16 protein-coding genes are annotated in these 16,917 nt (G+C 50.6%); 3 read left to right on the top strand and 13 right to left on the bottom strand.

What is annotated here, in order from left to right:
• Nucleotides 1–10: 10 nt before the first annotated feature.
• From rlmD to VK70_RS00560, 10 genes are all read right to left on the bottom strand, one after another.
• Nucleotides 11–1,501, bottom strand: a complete 1,491-nt coding sequence (gene rlmD / locus VK70_RS00605) for a 23S rRNA (uracil(1939)-C(5))-methyltransferase RlmD (RefSeq protein WP_046722631.1) — start codon at nt 1,499–1,501, stop codon at nt 11–13.
• Between the two features lie 209 nt (nt 1,502–1,710).
• Nucleotides 1,711–2,748: an HD-GYP domain-containing protein gene (locus VK70_RS00600; protein ID WP_025696805.1), complete on the bottom strand. Its 1,038-nt coding sequence runs from the start codon at nt 2,746–2,748 to the stop codon at nt 1,711–1,713.
• Between the two features lie 121 nt (nt 2,749–2,869).
• Nucleotides 2,870–3,448: a class I SAM-dependent methyltransferase gene (locus VK70_RS00595; protein WP_025696802.1), complete on the bottom strand. Its 579-nt coding sequence runs from the start codon at nt 3,446–3,448 to the stop codon at nt 2,870–2,872.
• Between the two features lie 71 nt (nt 3,449–3,519).
• Nucleotides 3,520–3,885, bottom strand: coding sequence for a DUF4180 domain-containing protein (locus tag VK70_RS00590; RefSeq protein ID WP_025696800.1), 366 nt, complete (start codon nt 3,883–3,885; stop codon nt 3,520–3,522).
• A 100-nt stretch (nt 3,886–3,985) separates the two neighbouring features.
• A complete protein-coding gene (locus VK70_RS00585) occupies nt 3,986–5,227 on the bottom strand; it encodes an MFS transporter (RefSeq protein WP_025696798.1) in 1,242 nt (413 codons plus the stop codon).
• A gap of 211 nt (nt 5,228–5,438) precedes the next feature.
• Nucleotides 5,439–7,631, bottom strand: coding sequence for an alpha-galactosidase (locus VK70_RS00580; RefSeq protein WP_025696796.1), 2,193 nt, complete (start codon nt 7,629–7,631; stop codon nt 5,439–5,441).
• A gap of 23 nt (nt 7,632–7,654) precedes the next feature.
• Complete coding sequence (locus tag VK70_RS00575) at nt 7,655–8,680, bottom strand: LacI family DNA-binding transcriptional regulator (protein WP_025696795.1); 1,026 nt, start codon at nt 8,678–8,680, stop codon at nt 7,655–7,657.
• Between the two features lie 181 nt (nt 8,681–8,861).
• Nucleotides 8,862–8,966, bottom strand: coding sequence for a hypothetical protein (locus VK70_RS28160; RefSeq protein WP_158454039.1), 105 nt, complete (start codon nt 8,964–8,966; stop codon nt 8,862–8,864).
• Nucleotides 8,967–9,092: 126 nt separating this feature from the next.
• A complete protein-coding gene (locus VK70_RS00565) occupies nt 9,093–9,788 on the bottom strand; it encodes a DUF2271 domain-containing protein (protein WP_025696791.1) in 696 nt (231 codons plus the stop codon).
• 20 nt (nt 9,789–9,808) lie between these two features.
• Nucleotides 9,809–10,561: a FadR/GntR family transcriptional regulator gene (locus VK70_RS00560; protein ID WP_025696789.1), complete on the bottom strand. Its 753-nt coding sequence runs from the start codon at nt 10,559–10,561 to the stop codon at nt 9,809–9,811.
• 333 nt (nt 10,562–10,894) lie between these two features.
• Between VK70_RS00560 and VK70_RS00555 the strand changes: the two genes are divergently transcribed.
• Genes VK70_RS00555 through VK70_RS00545 form a run of 3 tightly spaced genes read left to right on the top strand, consistent with a single transcriptional unit; the run spans nt 10,895 to nt 13,909 of the window.
• Nucleotides 10,895–12,022, top strand: coding sequence for an ABC transporter substrate-binding protein (locus VK70_RS00555; protein ID WP_025696787.1), 1,128 nt, complete (start codon nt 10,895–10,897; stop codon nt 12,020–12,022).
• Between the two features lie 7 nt (nt 12,023–12,029).
• Nucleotides 12,030–12,767, top strand: coding sequence for a class I SAM-dependent methyltransferase (locus tag VK70_RS00550; protein WP_046722629.1), 738 nt, complete (start codon nt 12,030–12,032; stop codon nt 12,765–12,767).
• A 35-nt stretch (nt 12,768–12,802) separates the two neighbouring features.
• A complete protein-coding gene (locus tag VK70_RS00545; protein ID WP_081754801.1) occupies nt 12,803–13,909 on the top strand; it encodes a GerAB/ArcD/ProY family transporter in 1,107 nt (368 codons plus the stop codon).
• Here VK70_RS00545 and VK70_RS00540 read toward each other — a convergent pair.
• The 3 genes from VK70_RS00540 to VK70_RS00530 are packed head-to-tail and all read right to left on the bottom strand — an operon-like array spanning nt 13,906 to nt 16,857.
• Complete coding sequence (locus VK70_RS00540) at nt 13,906–14,136, bottom strand: hypothetical protein (RefSeq protein ID WP_025695094.1); 231 nt, start codon at nt 14,134–14,136, stop codon at nt 13,906–13,908. The two genes, VK70_RS00545 and VK70_RS00540, sit on opposite strands and share 4 nt — an antisense overlap.
• The gene (locus tag VK70_RS00535; RefSeq protein WP_233277817.1) at nt 14,136–15,308 is read right to left on the bottom strand and encodes a Ger(x)C family spore germination protein; all 1,173 of its coding nucleotides are present in this window, start codon (nt 15,306–15,308) and stop codon (nt 14,136–14,138) included. Before VK70_RS00535 ends, VK70_RS00540 begins: the two co-directional genes overlap by 1 nt.
• 10 nt (nt 15,309–15,318) lie before the next feature.
• Entirely contained in the window at nt 15,319–16,857 is a 1,539-nt protein-coding gene (locus VK70_RS00530; protein ID WP_158454038.1) for a spore germination protein, read from the bottom strand.
• Nucleotides 16,858–16,917: the final 60 nt, after the last annotated feature.

The following is a 16,917-nucleotide window of genomic DNA, read 5'->3' as shown; positions in this document are numbered from 1 at the left end:
CTCTAAGAGCTTATTCAGACCCCTTATACACCAAGGAACAAACAGCTTCCACGTGACTCGTCTGCGGGAACATGTCCACGGGCTGGACCCACTCGATGGCATAGCCGCCGTCCAGCAGCACCTTGCAATCCTTCGCCAGGGTCGAAGGGTTACAGGAGACATAGACGAACCGGTTCGGCTTGGTGCGCAGCACCGCTTCCAGGAACCGGGGATCAAGTCCCGTCCGGGGCGGGTCGGCAACGATGACGTCCGGGGTCAGGCCGGCCTTGGCCCAGCGCGGCAGCAGCTCCTCGGCGGCTCCGGTATGGAAGCTGACATTGCTGCGGCCGTTGCGGGCCGCGTTCTGCTTCGCGTCCTCCACCGCTTCCGGGATCGCCTCGATGCCGCGGACTTCCTTGGCATACGGCGCGAGCCACAGCCCGATTGTGCCGGTGCCGCAGTAAGCGTCCACGACGGTCTCCCTGCCGGTCAAGCCGGCAGCCGCGCGGACCGATTCGTACAGCTTGACCGTCTGCTGCGGGTTGAGCTGGAAGAAGGCGCGCGGCGACAACGAGAACTGCAAATCGCCCAGCGATTCCTCCATCGTGTCTTCGCCCCATAGGGTAATCGTCCGGTCTCCGAAGATGAGTGGTGTCTTCTTCGGATTGACGTTTAGGGCGATTCCAATCACGTCCGGCAGCGTTAAGCGAAGAAGCCGGACCAGGTCGTCCTGGCGGGGCAGCCTCGTGCTCGCGGCGACAAGCGTCACCTGCAGGTGGCCGGACTGAAAGCCGTACCGGACCACGATCGTCCGTACGCCGTCTTTGGCGCCTTTCTCCTTATGCAGCGGAATTTGCAGCTCTTCCAGCACCGATTTCACTTTTTCCACTGCGTCGTTGACCTTCGGATGCTGGATCGGACAGCCGCTGATGTCAACAATATCATGGCTTCCCGCCTCGTACAGACCGGCGATAACTTCATTTCCCTTGCGCTTCAGCTGAAGCTGGGCCTTGTTGCGGTAATCCCACGGATGCTCCATTCCGAGCATCGGCTTGATCTTTACGTCTTCCAGACCGGCATAACGGGAAAATGCCTCGCGCACAAGCTCCGTCTTGGCCCGCAGCTGGCCTTCGTAGGAAATATGCTGAATCTGGCAGCCGCCGCAGATCCCGAACACCGGACAGGGAGGTTCGATTCGGTCGGGAGACCTTTTCTCCACCTCCAACAGCTGGGCCTTGATGAACTTCGGCTGAAGCTGCGTCACCTCGGCTTTCACGACTTCTTCCGGCAGCGCTCCGTCAATAAACACGGCCTTACGCCGGTAATATCCGATGCCTTCGCCGTTAATGCCGAGCCGCTTCACCGTGACAACAATCCGGTCTCCGGTGCGGAGTTCCTCCGCATGCTCCCGGCTCGCGGCTGCCGATGTCCGCTCTGAGCGCGGTTTATACCCGGAGCCTTTGGCCCCGGGAGATCTGCTATATGATGCGTTTCCCTTGGCGGGACGCTTACGTTCATTCATGAAGGTTCTCCATTCTGTTTGCTTTTTTCGTGTCCACTATACCATGTTGCATGAAGGAAAGCCATCGCCAGCCATACGTAAACAATCGCTCGTTCTTACACGCTCTCTTCTTGCACGCCACCGCCAGATAACCGCCCTATGTAAAAAGAAACGGCCGCGCCTCTTCCCATGAAGGCAGCCGTTTCTCATAATACAGAACTCTTAATTCCCTAGCTCAGGATTTGCTGGATATGAATATCTCTGTTCCGGCTTAAATCTAGCAAAGAATCCTCAATCTTAACCAGGGGATGCAGGTCGTCGAGCGCGTTAATGTGAACCACTTCCGCTAATTGCCCATCCGTTAGCACCACTTTTTTGCCCAGCAGCGCATGAATTAGTTTATCCAGAAGCAGCGAGACAATTTCTGGATTCAGTTCACCGAACGAGCCTTGACGCATCAGGGTGACGACTTGGTAAAAAGGCATGGGATCGTGATGCGGCCGCTTGGACGAAATCGCGTGATATACATCCGCAACGGCGACAATCTGGCTCCAGTAGTCGATTTCCCCTTTTTTCAAATGCAGGGGATACCCGCTTCCGTCCAGCCGTTCATGATGCTGCAAGGCGACAAGCATGACACGCGGGCTTAGCCCGACGGTTCCTTTAAGTATTTCGTAGCCGTAGATGGTGTGCCGCTTCATTTCAACCAGTTCTTCTTTCGTCAGCTTTCCCGGCTTTGACAATAGCTCTTGCGGAATCCGGACCTTGCCGATGTCATGCATGGTGGCCGCCAGCGACAGCAGCGCAAGCTCCGACTCCTCCAGATTCAGCCACTGCCCGATCAGGGTGGATATTACACCTACGCCGATATTATGCTGATGCGTGTATTCATCCTTGGCTTTGACGGACTCTAACAGCTCCAACAGATCTGGATGCCTGGAAATTTGGCGTACAACGGGGATCAGCCCGTTCTTGATTTCAATCAGGGGCACCTTGCGGTCGAATTGAAGCCGGTCGAACAGAGCTTTGGAATAGTCTGCAGCCCCCTGTATCAGCTTCGTAGGAGCAGTACCCGGCGTTCGATCCTCCGCACTCGGCGTTCCAACCTCCGAAGCTTGTACGAGGACATCGGCGGGGTCGATCTCATGCTGCTGGAGCAAGCGAAGAGTATCCTCATTGAGAACGGAACCGGCAGGTACTAACACGGCGCCATTTTTATTTACAATATCAAATTTCGCTATCTTACCCGACAAATGTTCAAAAGACATCTTTATCAACTCCGTTTTTTGCTATACATGCCTGATTTGCTGCTTACTGGGCAGAAAGTTACACGGAACTATTATACATCCATCTGCAAAAATCCAAGTTCAAGGAATAAAGTATCCTTCTTTAAGATGCGGGCAAAGGCGCTCTGAAAACTATGGAGTAATACGTATCGGCCCAAAAATCCACGCTGACTATGTGTGCGCCCCCGGCCTCCAGCTCATGTCTCATCGTCTCAAGCGGAATGCGGTGCCCGGGCTTCCCATCAGGGCGGGGATGCAGCCACTCTACAATCAGACCTCTGCCGCCGGGCTTCAGCACCCGCAGCATTTCCTTTATCCCTTCTTCGGGAGCACTCAAAATATGCAGCACGAGCGACGCAATGGCTAAATCGACAACGCTATCTTCCAGCGGAAGATGTTCCGCGGTGCCTTCGGCCACTTCGACGTTGGTTCTTTCCGCTTCCTTGGCGCGGCCGCGCAGCACATCCCGCATATAGGCTGAGGAATCCACCGCATATACGCGCCCCTGCGTCAGCTCCGCTGCGGAGAATGTAAAATACCCTCCCCCCGCTCCAATATCCAGCACAGCTTCATCGTTCCCAAGGCCCGCAACGCTCAGCAGCCTCTCCGGGGGCATCCCGCTTAACCGTTCTTGCGACTCCAGCCGCTCCAGCCCGGCGCGTTCCGGTTGATGATTGTTCATACGGCACCTCTGCTAGTTGTAGCTTTCTAATCGGGCTATACATTTTATATCGGTTGCTGACGGTCCAGTATTCATCTTTGCGCGTGCAGTTCCGCCAATGCTTCGGCTTCCGTTTTCTTGAACAGCACTTTGTTTCCTTGATTACATTCGTAGATGAAGTCGTTCAGGCTCTTGCTGTTATATCCGCTGAATTCACCAACAATGGCTAAGACCATATTATAGTTGACATACTTCTGCAAAATCTCGCCCGCAAGCCCTGTTCTCAGCTCGAAGAAATCTTCGGTGATGTTTTCTTTTCTCAGGAGTAATTTGTCACACCCTTGATAACGGGCGGTTACCATTAAATCCAGTGCGTCATTTACGCTATTAATAATGAGACTACCGCTTGAAATTACAGCTACTTTGGAATCGCCCCGCTGATCTACTGTGACTTCCATGAAATTAGGCTCCTTTATGAATACAAAATTAAGGACCCGAACAATAAGCTGTCCAGGTCCTTCCATTATACCTCAGTATTTAACTTGATGACCGATATATTCAGCTCGCCTCTTGAGCGCTTACATTTTTCACAAGAACCATCTTTTTGCCGGATAATGTAAAGATTGAAATGGCAGTGAAGATGAGAGCAATGGAGCCAAGCAGCAAGTATGCGCTTTTAAATCCAACCGTATCATACATGTTCCCCGCGATGGTCGACAGGAAGATAGCTCCTACTTGCTTGGTGAACTGGAATGCGATCAGATAAATCGTCGCTGACAATCTCATATCAAAATTCGCCGAGATGTATTTGAAGACGGCTACGAGCAGAATCGGAACTTCCAGGGCGTGCATTAATTTTAGCAAGCTGATCGCAACCGCTCCGTCCGCCAGGCTCGATCCCAAGATCCGGATAGACATAATGAAACCTGCATACAGGAGAGCATTTTTCGCTCCGATCTTATTAATAATGAACGGCGCCAGGATCATTACAATCGCTTCCAAAAAGATTTGCAGAGTTACAAGGTTGCCAAAGACTTGCGTTCCCTGCTCCGGCGTAGCAAAGAAATGGGTGAAATACACGGCAAACTGCTGATCATAAACATCGTATATGCAGCCAACGCCAAGGACGTACAGTACGAACATCCAGAACTTTCTATTTTTAAAAAGCTCAAGGGTAGATCCTTTGGGAGGCGCCGCCGCTTTGTCCGCGTTTACCGCGTTAGGCTCAGGATTTCCCATCTTGGCAAAGGAGAACACAACGGCCAGCAGGAGCGCCATGCCTGTGCCGATCCAGAAGATCAAATCGGGATTCGTATTGAACAAATGTCCTGTAACAAAAGTACTTGCCGCGGCGCCAATGTTCCCGAACACTCTGACCCGCCCGTATTCAAACCCATTCAAATGACTGACTCTCTCGATATAAGCTTCGATTGCGCCGACTCCGCCATTGAAAATGGCTCCCAGGTAAGCGCCGCCAATTACAGCCGCCAGAATGATATTGCTCTTGAGCAAAGCCGGAAATAAGTAAACGAAGAACGGTCCGATAAACACCAGCAGTCCGATAAACAGCCAGAGTAAATTCTTTTTCAGGCCGAGCTTATCCGACACGATTCCGAAAAAAGGCTGAAAGCAAATCGCTGCAATCGATATGGCTGAGAAAATAACGCCTGTCTTAGTGGAATTCAGTCCGCCCTCTTGGGTCAGCCATAGAGATAAGAACATCGTACAAGCAGCCCAGATAAAGAAGTAAAGCATAAAGAATACCCCAAAAATCCAATAATTTCTGTTAAGCGTTCTCATTAATTCTCCTCCTTCAGCATGATAAGGCTTGTAAACAAGTAAAACGCTTTCTACAATGTAACTAGTTAAATACCGGTTTTTTTTACTAAAATCAGTATACCAAAGATAACGCATACATTCAATAGAGCGTTTGCATTACCTGAAAAATAGTTCTAAAGACAGTAAAAAGGCCCTTCCCAAAGGGAAAGGCCGCAAGTTTACCCGCGTTTTTTTAATTAACTTCAGTAAAATGCCAAACGTAACTATGGAAATCCCGCTCCGCCTCGGCGGGAATACTCAGGCCGACATAAGCAAGCTCATCACCGCCGTATACCTCATCCGTCCCGGTCAGCCGGTATTTCTTCGTCACATCGATTCCGTTCAGTTTCAGGAACTTGAGCGGGGCCGCAGGCTCGGCCAGAACATTGAAATAGAAGGCGATGGCTTCCTTCTTATCTTGATCGGCAAACAACCAGGCGGTATCGTTACCTTCAAACGGGCTGAGCAGGCGGTAGAAATCCCCGAATTGAATCAAGCTTCTAATCTCCTTGTACTTGGCTACCTGCTGCTTGACCGTCTCTTTCTCCCCGTCCGTTAGCTTGGTCAGATCCAGCTCATAGCCCAGGTTGCCGGACATCGCTACGTCGCCCCGCATCTCCATCGAGGTGATCCGGTGAACCTGGTGGTTCGGCACCGCAGATACATGGGAGCCCATCGTAATGATCGGGTACACGAGGCTTGTGCCGTACTGGATTTTCAAGCGGGAAACGGCGTCGGTGTTGTCGCTCGTCCACGTCTGCGGCATATAGTAGAGAATACCGGGATCGAATCTTCCTCCCCCGCCGGAGCAGCTCTCGAACAGGACCTCGGGAAAGGAGGAGGTGATGGCATCCATAACTTTGTATAACCCGAGCATGTAACGATGAGCCGTCTCTCTCTGTCTGTCCGCAGGCAGGGACGCCGAGCCAATCTCCGTCATATGACGGTTCATATCCCATTTTACATAGGAAATCGGAACCGTGCTAAGTATCGCGCTTACTTGCCCTATAATTTCTTCACAAACTTCTTCCCTCGAAAAATCAAGAATCAGCTGATTGCGGCTCTCGGAACGGAGACGGTTCGGCACATGCAGGCACCAATCCGGATGCTTACGGTACAGATCGCTGTCCACCGAGATCATCTCGGGCTCGAACCACAGTCCGAATTGCAGCCCCATTTCTCTCACACGCTCCGCAAGGGTGTCCAGCCCTTCCGGCAGCTTCTCCCGGTCCACGAACCAGTCGCCGAGCGAGGACTTGTCGTCATTTCTTTTTTCAAACCAGCCGTCGTCCAGAACAAACAGCTCGATTCCAAGCTCCTTGCCGGCGCTCGCGATATCGAGTATTTTGTCGGCATTGAAATCGAAGTACGTCGCTTCCCAGTTGTTGACCAGAATAGGCCGTTCTTTGTCACGGTGGAGTCCTCTTGTTAACCGCGTACGATATAAGGCGTGAAAGGTTCTCGACATATCTCCAAGGCCTTCGGATGAGTAGACCATAACCGCTTCGGGCGCCTGGAATTCTTCGCCGGGTTCAAGCTTCCAGCTAAAATCAAAAGGATTAATCCCCATCGTCACTCTTGTATTATTAAATTGATCCACTTCAGCCTGGGCCAGGAAATTCCCGCTGTATACAAGGTTAAAGGCATATACCTCACCGGAGGTTTCATTCGCGCCTTGTCTAAGCAGGGCAATGAACGGATTATGCTGGTGGCTGCTAGCGCCCCGACTGCTCTCGACGGACTGGATTCCATGTCTGAGCGGCCGTCTTTCGATATGTCTCTCTTTTACATGGGCTCCATACAAATGGAGGAAGTCGAACTCGGCGTCTTGAAAATCCAAGCTTAAGCTTAAGGCTCTCAGCAGCTTCAGGGACTCGGACCCTTTATTCGCGAACCGCACTGATCTCGTAATGACATTGAACTGCTCAAACACGGTATAGCTTAAAATAACCTGCAGCCCGGACACTTTATCTTCCGTGACGATCTCAAGCGTTTCCGCCTCCTGTTCACTCTCCACATATGTAGCAGGAAGGCCTTCCAAAGCAGGTTTCCCCTTAAAAATAGCATGCGACACGTAGCGCAAATCGGATACCGTCGATCCGTTCTCAAGCTGCACCTGATAAGCGGGCTTCCGGTAATCGGTATTCCCGTATTGAGGATACTCCTGCGGAAGCGTGTCGAGGGAGAAGGCGCGGTCTTCCTTATAAGGATTTCCGGAAAATCCGCGGTCGAGCAACTGGATCCGGTTGGAATGATGATATTCGTTAATTTTTCTTCCCCAATACAGATGAAGCAGGAATTCATCACGAACAATTCCGATCACATAACTGGTGTCCTTGGCTTGCAAATGAAAAAGCCGGTTCTCTGCATCAAATTGAATTCCCATCGATCTTATCACTCCCATGATTATTATAATTTCGGCCCGCTGCTCTCTCTTACAACAAGTTCGGTTGGCAAAGTTACTCTCAGCGGCACTTCTCTTCCGCTCTTCATACGGTCGGCCAAAAGCTTCACCGCAGTTCTTCCCATCTCTTCCGTATGGACCTTGACCGTAGACAGCGTCGGACTCAAAAAAGCGGATGCCTCGATATCATCAAAGCTAAAAATGGAAATATCACCGGGAACCTGAATGCCTGCTTCATGCAGCGCTTTCATGGCGCCTATAGCCATAGGGTCGCTGGCAACGACAACCGCAGTCGGAAAAGACTTGCTGCCTATGAGCTGCTTCATCAGGGTATACCCGCTCATCGGTCCGAACTCCCCTACCAGAACGTTATCCGCTTGAAAAAGTCCCCCTTCCTTCATGATTCTCTCATAAGTGCTGAGCCGGATATCCTCTTTATCAAGCACTCTTCCATTATGAATGCTGCGGATTTGACCTTTTCCGCCGATATAGGCAATTTGACTGTGGCCGGCGCTGAACAGGTAATTTAAAATCTTGCGGGTAGCGGTTTCAAAGTCGGAAATCACGACATCATAATTCTCCTCCTCGGGCAAGAAGTCAACAAATACAATGTTGCGATTCTGGACATAGACGTCTTTAAGCTCCTCGCTGTTTACATCTCCGAGAACAATAAGCCCGTCAAGACCGGCCATTCTGCCCGGAGAAAAATCGCTTTTGCCAATATTGAAGACCGAGGCGATTTTGACCGAATATTGATCACAGGCACTCTCAACGCCTTGTCTCATCGACATGAAGTAGGGATCAATAGCCTCATCATTCGTCAGAATCAAGCCTATGTTAAAGGCTTCCTTGTCCTGAACGGCTTTGGTTCTCTTTCTTCTTCCAGGCTTATAGTTCAGCTCATGCACAACTTCCAGAACTCGCTTCCTCGTTTCACCCGAGACGGAAAGCGAGGGGTCATTGTTCAATATTCTGGATACCGTAGCCGTGGAAACATTCGCGAATTCCGCAATATCCTTAATTCTCGTCATATTGTTCACAACCCCACTAATTTACTAAGAAATTTACTTAATACTTAGTAAACTTCATATTCCTAATATATCAAAGAAATCGTTTTCAATCAATTATTTATATAAAAAAACCGAGCCTGCCGATTAAGGCCTGCCCGGATTTACGGTAAAACGCCGATTTTACATGCTGGATGTGATTATTTCAAGATAGCCCAAACTCATTTTTTAACGTTTGCGTCATAATGTCGATAGGAGCTTCCACTCCCGTCCATAAAGTAAAATTAACCGCCCCTTGATTGACCAGCATTCCCAGAGGCCTTTCGCCTGAAAAGCCGCTTCTTCCATAACTCCGGTAGGATTCTCGTCAATCGGGCAGCCGAAGGCCCCGACAAGCTCCGAACGGTAATTCTTTCCCATCTGCTCATCTTCCTCCTTATTTAGGTGTATACACGGCAGTCACCTGGCCAATCATTCCGCTCTGTGTCGCTTCTTTGGTCGTATATTTCACAGCAGCTTTCGCTGTCGCCCGCTTTTTGTCGACCGCAATCGTTCCCTCGTACAAGATTCGGTTCTCCCAGCGCGTCGTTCCCTCCACGTAGAACCGGTAGGTCCCATCTGGAACGGGGTTGCCGTCTCGATCCTTACAGTCCCAGGCAAACTTTAACGGACCGCTGGAAAGTGTCGCTCCCGAGACCGCGTCCACCGCTTCCGGCGAAGCCTTCGAGAGCCCTGAATGTTTCACCCAAGTCGGAATGGCCTCCGGCCGCAGCTTATATCCTCCGGTAGCGATAAAGCGGGTTGCATAAAGCGTTTGGACAAATCGGCCTCTGCCATCCTCCACCCATACGGCGAACTGATTGGTGGCGATTCCGTCCTGGCGGACGAAAGGAAATGAAATTTCCAGCTTCCGGGTCGCTTTTCCGGCCTGTGCAGACCGGGCAGCCTGCTCTCCAGTGGCAGAGGGATTGCCTATGGAAGCAGCCGGCGATGAACCAGCTGCCGCCCCCGTCAGTGAATTTGCTTCCCGGCTGCTTGATGCCGCCAGATCGCTCCCGCCGCAAGCCGTGGTTAAAAGCAGCACAATCAGAAACGCCGTCGATAACAGTCCGGCTCCCTTGATTATTTTCATGACAGAATAACTCCTTTCTGTTAAGAAGAAACGGCTTTGCCGTCGAAATCCTCCTTCAGCTTGTCTACGTTGAGAGCAGCCCGGATGTGCAGAATATGCTCTCTCATTGCCAGGTAGGCGGCTTCGCTATCCTGCTGCTCGATAGCACGGACGATGCTGCCGTGATAAGCAACCGATTCCTCGACGTGAAGCGGGTTCACCGTGTATTTTCCATCGAAAATATGGCGGCTCTGCCCTGCGTGACGGACCGTATCGATGATTTGCAGAAAGAAGTTGTTATGAGCAGCGGCGGCGATTCCCAAATGAACTTCATTATCGCATTCCAGCACGGTTACGATATCGGCCTCTTTCTCTGAATACCGGCGCACCGTCTCTTCGTGCCTGCTCATAGCGTCTTTGATCTTGTCCAGATCCTCGTCCGTACGGTTCATGGCGGCCAGTCTGGCCGCATCGGCCTCCAGCAGCACCCTCGCTTCAAAAATCTCCTCGATCAGTGAACGGTCGAACAAGCGGTAGGTCCGGATGATCTTGCCGATCACGCCGGGATTATACTCGCTAACGAACGTGCCTTCTCCCTGGCGGGCTTCCAGAATGCCCAGCGTCGACAACGCGGAAATCGCTTCGCGCAGCGGGACCCGGCTGACTCCAAGCCTGTCGGACAACTCACGCTCATTGGTCAGCTTATCGCCGGATTTCAGTTCGCCGTTCTCAATTTTTTGCAAAATATGCTGAATCACGTATTCTCTGATGTTCTGTTTCTCCACCGGCGGCATAGGGTATGCTCCTCTGCAAAACAAAATGGTTATACCAATACTGGCATAACCATTTTACCGCTGCTCTATTTATCAGGTCAAGGAAGATGGGCAAGCTTCCATTCGCTTAAACCATCCTCCGGCTTGCGGCATCTACGCCGACAAACATCCGAAAGGTTGTTAATCAAGCCTTGAATTTCAATATTATATTTAGTATATATACGCATAATTTAATATAATTTAGACATATTTAGTTCATTGATTTATAAATATTGCTCTTATATAATGGTCACTAACATTGTCGAAACATATCAAAAGTTGTTTCAAACGCTTTTAGAATCAGGGGGAAATGTGATGAAAAACAGGCGAATCCTATTAACTCTATTGCTGTGTATGCTTATGTTGATGCTGCCGCTCTACGGCTGCGGGAATGGAACGAACACGGCGGCGGACAATACTCAGGCCGGGGAGCAGCAGCCCGCTCCATCCGCTAAACCGACGTATACCATTGTCGACCAATTAGGCCGCACGGTTGAAATTCCGGGGAAAGTAGACAGAATCGTTGCCCTTCAGCACCACACATTGGATATTATGCTGGAGCTTCATGCTCAGGACAAGCTGGTAGGCGTATTGCGTGATTGGGAGAGCTTGCTCGGAAGCTACGCAGCCGATGTCTATCCCAATATACGAAATTTGGAAACCCCGGGATCGATCTCCGAATTGAATGTTGAGGCTGTCGCCAGCCTGAAGCCGGATGTCGTATTCGTGTCCAACCAAATTCCGAAAGAGACCCTTGCGCAGCTTGAACAGCTTGGCATACCGGTTGTTGGAATCACTTTGTATGTGGCGGATAAAGAGCAGGCTTCAACGATACATCCTGACCTTGTTAATCCGGATGAGGCTTATACCGAGGGACTCAAGCAGGCGATCAACCTGATCGGCCAAATTACGGGAACAGAAAATAAAGCGGCAGAGCTATGGAATTATGTCGTCAGCAACCGGGCCATCGTATCCGAACACTTGAGTACAGTTCCCGAACAGGACAGAATCAAGGTCTATATGGCCAACGAGAATATGTACACTTACGGGACAGGCAAATATGTCGGTGTGGCCATGGCTAAAGCAGGCGCCCGCAACGTCGCGGAAACGATAAAAGGGTACAAGCAGGTCAGTGTTGAACAGGTTACAGCGTGGAATCCGGAAGTGATTTTTGTACAGAGCCGCTATGCATCCGTGCTGGATGAGATACGGGGCGATAAAGCATGGGCCGCAATTGATGCTGTGAAGAATGGCAAGCTGATTATCGCGCCGGATTATACCAAGCCTTGGGGTAATCCTGCACCGGAATCCATGGCTCTCGGTGAAATTTGGCTGGCCAAAACGTTATACCCCGATGCATTTAAAGATGTGGATCTGAACGCAATGGTTCAGCATTTCTACAAAACCTTCTACGGCATTGAGTATAAAGATAAAAGGAGCTGAGTATGTAATGCAGGAACGAATTAACAATTATTGGACGGATCGGGCCGATGATTTCAGCGAGCTGCGTCTGCATGACTTTAATAGCGGTCTGCGCGGGAAATACACCAAGGTGATCAAGGAGCATTTGCCGAAATTAGATTCGCCGAGAGTATTGGATCTCGGTACAGGCGCCGGTTTCTTTTCCTTCATTATGAAAGATCTGGGGTGCAGCGTGACCGGCATTGATTATTCAAGCGCGATGCTTGCCAAAGCCGAAGCCAACGCCGCCAATTTGAGGTATACCGGGATTGTGTACAAGCAAATGGATGCCCAGAGCCTCAGCTTCCCCGATGAGAGCTTTGATTTCATCATTACCCGCAATGTAACCTGGACGCTGCCCGACCCTTATAAGGCATACAGCGAAATGTGCCGCGTGCTTGCGCCCGGCGGCGGTATTTTAAATTTTGACGCCAACTATGGTCAAGCCTTCAAAGAAGCTGATGAAAAAGGAGAGCAGCTGCAGCATCCCACACAAACCGCTGAACAGCTCAGGGAACGTAATGCCATTGCCAAATCGTTATACATATGCGAAAAGACGCGCCCGCAGTGGGATGCGGAGGTGCTGATCTCGCTCGGCATGAAATACATCGAGATGGATCTGGATATTATCCGGCGGATCAAAGACGAGGCCAACACCGACGCGAGATACTCCACGATTTCCCCAAGCGTGACCTCCTCGCTGTTCATGGTATATGCGCGAAAGTAGCAGGCAAAAATAGGAATACCAACCTATGAAGAGATGTGAGAGTAAGCGTGCAGTCCAGCGGCAAAATATCCGGTTATCAGCTCAGCCTGCTTTTTTTCACCTTTATCGTTTCTACTCTGATCTTGTCTGTTCCAGGAATCATGGTCGCCTATGCCAAGCAAAATGCCTGGCTGTCGATTCTCCCGGCTTCATTAACAGGGATCGTGAACATCTACGTGCTGACCGCGCTGTCCAAGCGCTACCCCGGTCAATCCATTATGCAGTATACGGCTGCGATTTGCGGGAAATGGGCAGGTAAGCTTATCGGCGTTTTCTTCACTTACTATTTGTTTTTCTTTATTTCCAGCACCGTAAACGAACACGCGCGGTTTCTGAACAACGTTCTCCTGATGAATACGCCTTCGCTCGTATTGATCATAACGCTGCTGTTACTGTGCGGCCTCGCCGTACTGGCCGGAGTCGAGACCATCGGCAGATGCAATGAGGTCATCGTACTGATCATCGTTGCGCTGCTGCTCCCCGTCTTTGTCTTTTCCATCCGGGATGCAGACCCTTCAAGATTAGCTCCTGTACTCGCGGAGGGGCTTGTTCCGGTCATCAAAGGCTCGGTCGTTCCGTCCGCCTGGATGAGCCAATTCTTCTTCTTGGGATGGTTCCTTCCGCACTTGAACGAGAAGCCGCAGCAGGTCCGCAAAAAATTGCTCACGGCGCTCTGGGGCATCGTTCTGCTGATTATGGCCATCGATTCGCTGACCATCATGGTGTTCGGTCCGATTACGCCGCGGATGAATTTCGCTTTTCTAAATGTCATCAAATACACCGATATTATCGGGCCTTTGGAGAGGCTGGAAGCCATCGCCATTATGATTTGGATTCTCGGTATTTTCATTAAGGTGGCCATGCTGCTGTATATGCTGTGCATAAGCGCAACCCAGCTGTTCGGCGCGAAAAATTACCGAAAAACCGTTGTTCCGATCACGGTGTTATCCGCTGTCGGTTCCGTCTGGATTTTTAAAAATGCCGCGGAATTTCAACTCTGGATTACGTTCACTTATCCGATTTTGGCTCTCTTTATGCAAAGCTTGCTTCCTCTTCTGCTGCTTGCGATTGATTCGATCAAAGCAAAGCTTGTAAATCATTAACGGGCCAAAATCGATTTCCCGATGGATTCGAATACGATTTTGTACGGGAGGATAAAGGTTGGGACCTCGATACCCGCGATCAGAAGCGCGCCCACGGCGGCGGACACGGACATGGATAACGCATAGATCCAAGCTTCCCGCTTCTCGCTCCCCCTCCACAACCGGCGAATGGGGATGAAAGTGAAAGCGCCCAGACAAAGGATATATAGAGCCGGCAGTATGAACATTACTTCAAGATCTCCTTGTCTTTAAACTGTAAGGAAGGGCCAATTTCACCGGTATTGTTTATGGCGAGATTTACCGTTACGGAAATATCGGCCTCCGCAAAGTAGCGGTCCCACTCCTTCTCCACGACGCGCCACTTCTGCGGGTTATCTCTTTGCAGCTGCTGGCTGAAGCCGGCAATATCGGCATGATATTCAGTTTGGATTTTTCGTAAAAAATCCTTCATATTTTGGACCACCTGCTGCTCAAGCGCCTTTTTCACTGTTCTGAGGTTGTTCGAGTTGGATACGTCAAGCTTGGAATCGTTCTCAACCAAATCCCCTTTTGCTGTTAGATTAATATGAAATTTGAGCGGAGTGCTTTTCCAATCGGTCTTGATTTTTGTTTTGCTGGAGGTTACGCTGAAAGCCGCATTTCCCATGCCGCCCGGCAGATCGGCAGCGATTTCATCCCCCTTTTTATTTCCCTTGAACCAAAGAAATTCATGCGTCTCCGCATTGTTCAGAAAACCAACCAATTTTGACGATTTAAAAATGGCCGTTCCGGTTATACGGAACAGTGGATTTTCGCCTTTTTTCCCCGAGCTGCGAAAAACGGTCGGCTCCAATACACCGGTTGTCGGGCTCGTACCCTCGCTTGCAGAGGCAATCATATAATCGCGCAGCGTAGCGACCGTTCCTTTTCCCCGCAGCATCTCCATTTCCTTCAACGCTTCAGAGGGGGCAAGCTCATAAGGGTATTCAACTTGAAGCAGATCCCCCGCTTTTGCTCCTTTGGCGACCAGTATATAGGCTTTCAGGCGATTTCGCGGATTTCGGGTGAAGGTATCCAATATATCATCCACACCTTTACGGGCCAGAGCTTCCCCCACCAGGATCACACTGCGGTGCGAAAAGAATAATGTTCTGGACATTTTTTGCTGAAGCTTTTGCTCAATTTCAATCCCGTTTTTTCCAACATCCGAAATCAGAAAAAAGCGCTCCGTTTCCTTCGAGGCGCCGGTCGTTTGCGAGGAGGGCGAAGGAACGGCCACCTGAAGGGTTGCCTGCATTTGTCCGTCTTCCGTCAGATCAATCGCGGTTGCCATAACCAAACCGATGTCGTTGATTTCTTTCCGGTCCCAGCAGCCGGTAGGGAAGAGCAGAATTAGCAGCACAAGCCAGATCCGCACCACTCGCTTCAAGCTATTCTCCTCCTTCCTGCTGCGGCGCTTTTACAGCTCTTTCGTAAGAGGGGACAGATAAGCCGCTGCCATTGTTTCGGGGCGCCCGAACCCAGACATCCTTAAAGGCTCTAAACGAAAAGGGAGCTACCGGTGTAAAATAAGGAACCCCAAACGATTTTAAATGGACAACATAGAGCAAAATGCCCAAGAAACCGAGTGCCATCCCGTATAATCCCAGCGATCCCGCCAGAAGGATGATGGGAAACCGCAGCAGGCGGACTCCGTTGGCAAAATTGAAGCGTGGTATGAGGAAGGCCGCTATGCCTGTTGTCGATACGACGATCAGGATAGGCGCCGAAATAATGCCCGCCAGCACGGCCGCCTGCCCAATGACAAGACCGCCGACAATGCTTACCGTTTGGCCTATAGCCCTTGGCAAGCGAATACCCGCTTCCCGCAGCGCTTCAAACATAATTTCCATGATTATAGCTTCGATCATAACCGGAAAAGGCACCGGCTCCCGCGCGGAAGCGATGCTCAGCAGCAGGCTCGTCGGGATCATTTCCTGATGATAAGACGTCACGGCAACAAAGAAAGAAGGGGCAAAAATAGCCACGAACAAAAAAATAAACCGGACCCATCTCGTGAAAGTGGCTACGGGGGAGTTAAGATTATAATCTTCACTTGCCTGCAAACCGGCCCAGAACGTGGTCGGCACGATCATAACGAAGGGAGTGTTATCGACCAGAATGGCGACTCTTCCTTCGAGCAGGCTCCCTGCAACGACGTCCGGCCGTTCGGTTATTTGAACATGAGGAAAAATAGGAAACGGATCATCTACGATCAGTTCCTCGATGGTACCGGATTCCAATACGCCGTCAATTTGGATGGAAGCGATTTTGTTTCGTACCTGATCGATGACGGCAACATCGGCGAGTCCTTCGATATAAGCAACCAGCACCTTCGTTTCCGTCAGCTCGCCTACGCTGAAAGCCTCCATTTTCAGACGCGGAGTACGAAGATAATTGCGCAGCAGCCCAACATTGACAGACTGTCTTTCAATGAACCCTTCTTTGCCGCCTCGAATGACCTGTTCCGACGATGGCTCTTGGATCGATCTTTGAATCACGGCATTCACGGCAAAGCAAACGGCCTGATCTTCGCCTTCGGTGAACACGGCAGCATGCCCGCGTAGGACAAGCCGGATAACTTCCGACCATCTGGACGTTACCACCTTTTTGTCAACCGGCATCGATTCGCCTTCCCACGTTTCCGTTTCAACGGCCGCCCGGTTCTGCGGATCAGCCGCTAACGGCTTGACGAGCTGCTCGCTCACTTTCTTGTCATCTGTCAACGTTTCTAAATAAACAATGAGCTGCCGTAGAGTTCCGTCTTGATCATTAATTTTGCGGCATACTAAATCTGAGCACCGTTGAAACGCTTGCTTCACAAAGGCTTCATTCTGACTGAGCTCGGCAGTCAACGTTTCTTCGGTGGCAACAGGATCATCCATAACCGGGGTGCTGTTGCTCAGCTGTTTTCGTCGCCAGGTCATCATCGGTAGCACCTCTGTATACAACATTTACTGTTAATAACATGTGCCTTGTAGGGGGGATTT

The sequence above is a fragment of the Paenibacillus durus ATCC 35681 genome, assembly GCF_000993825.1.
GTDB lineage: Bacteria > Bacillota > Bacilli > Paenibacillales > Paenibacillaceae > Paenibacillus_AQ > Paenibacillus_AQ durus_B.
The sequence above is the reverse complement of the archived record's forward strand: the minus strand, read 5'-3'. Positions and strand labels throughout refer to the sequence as shown.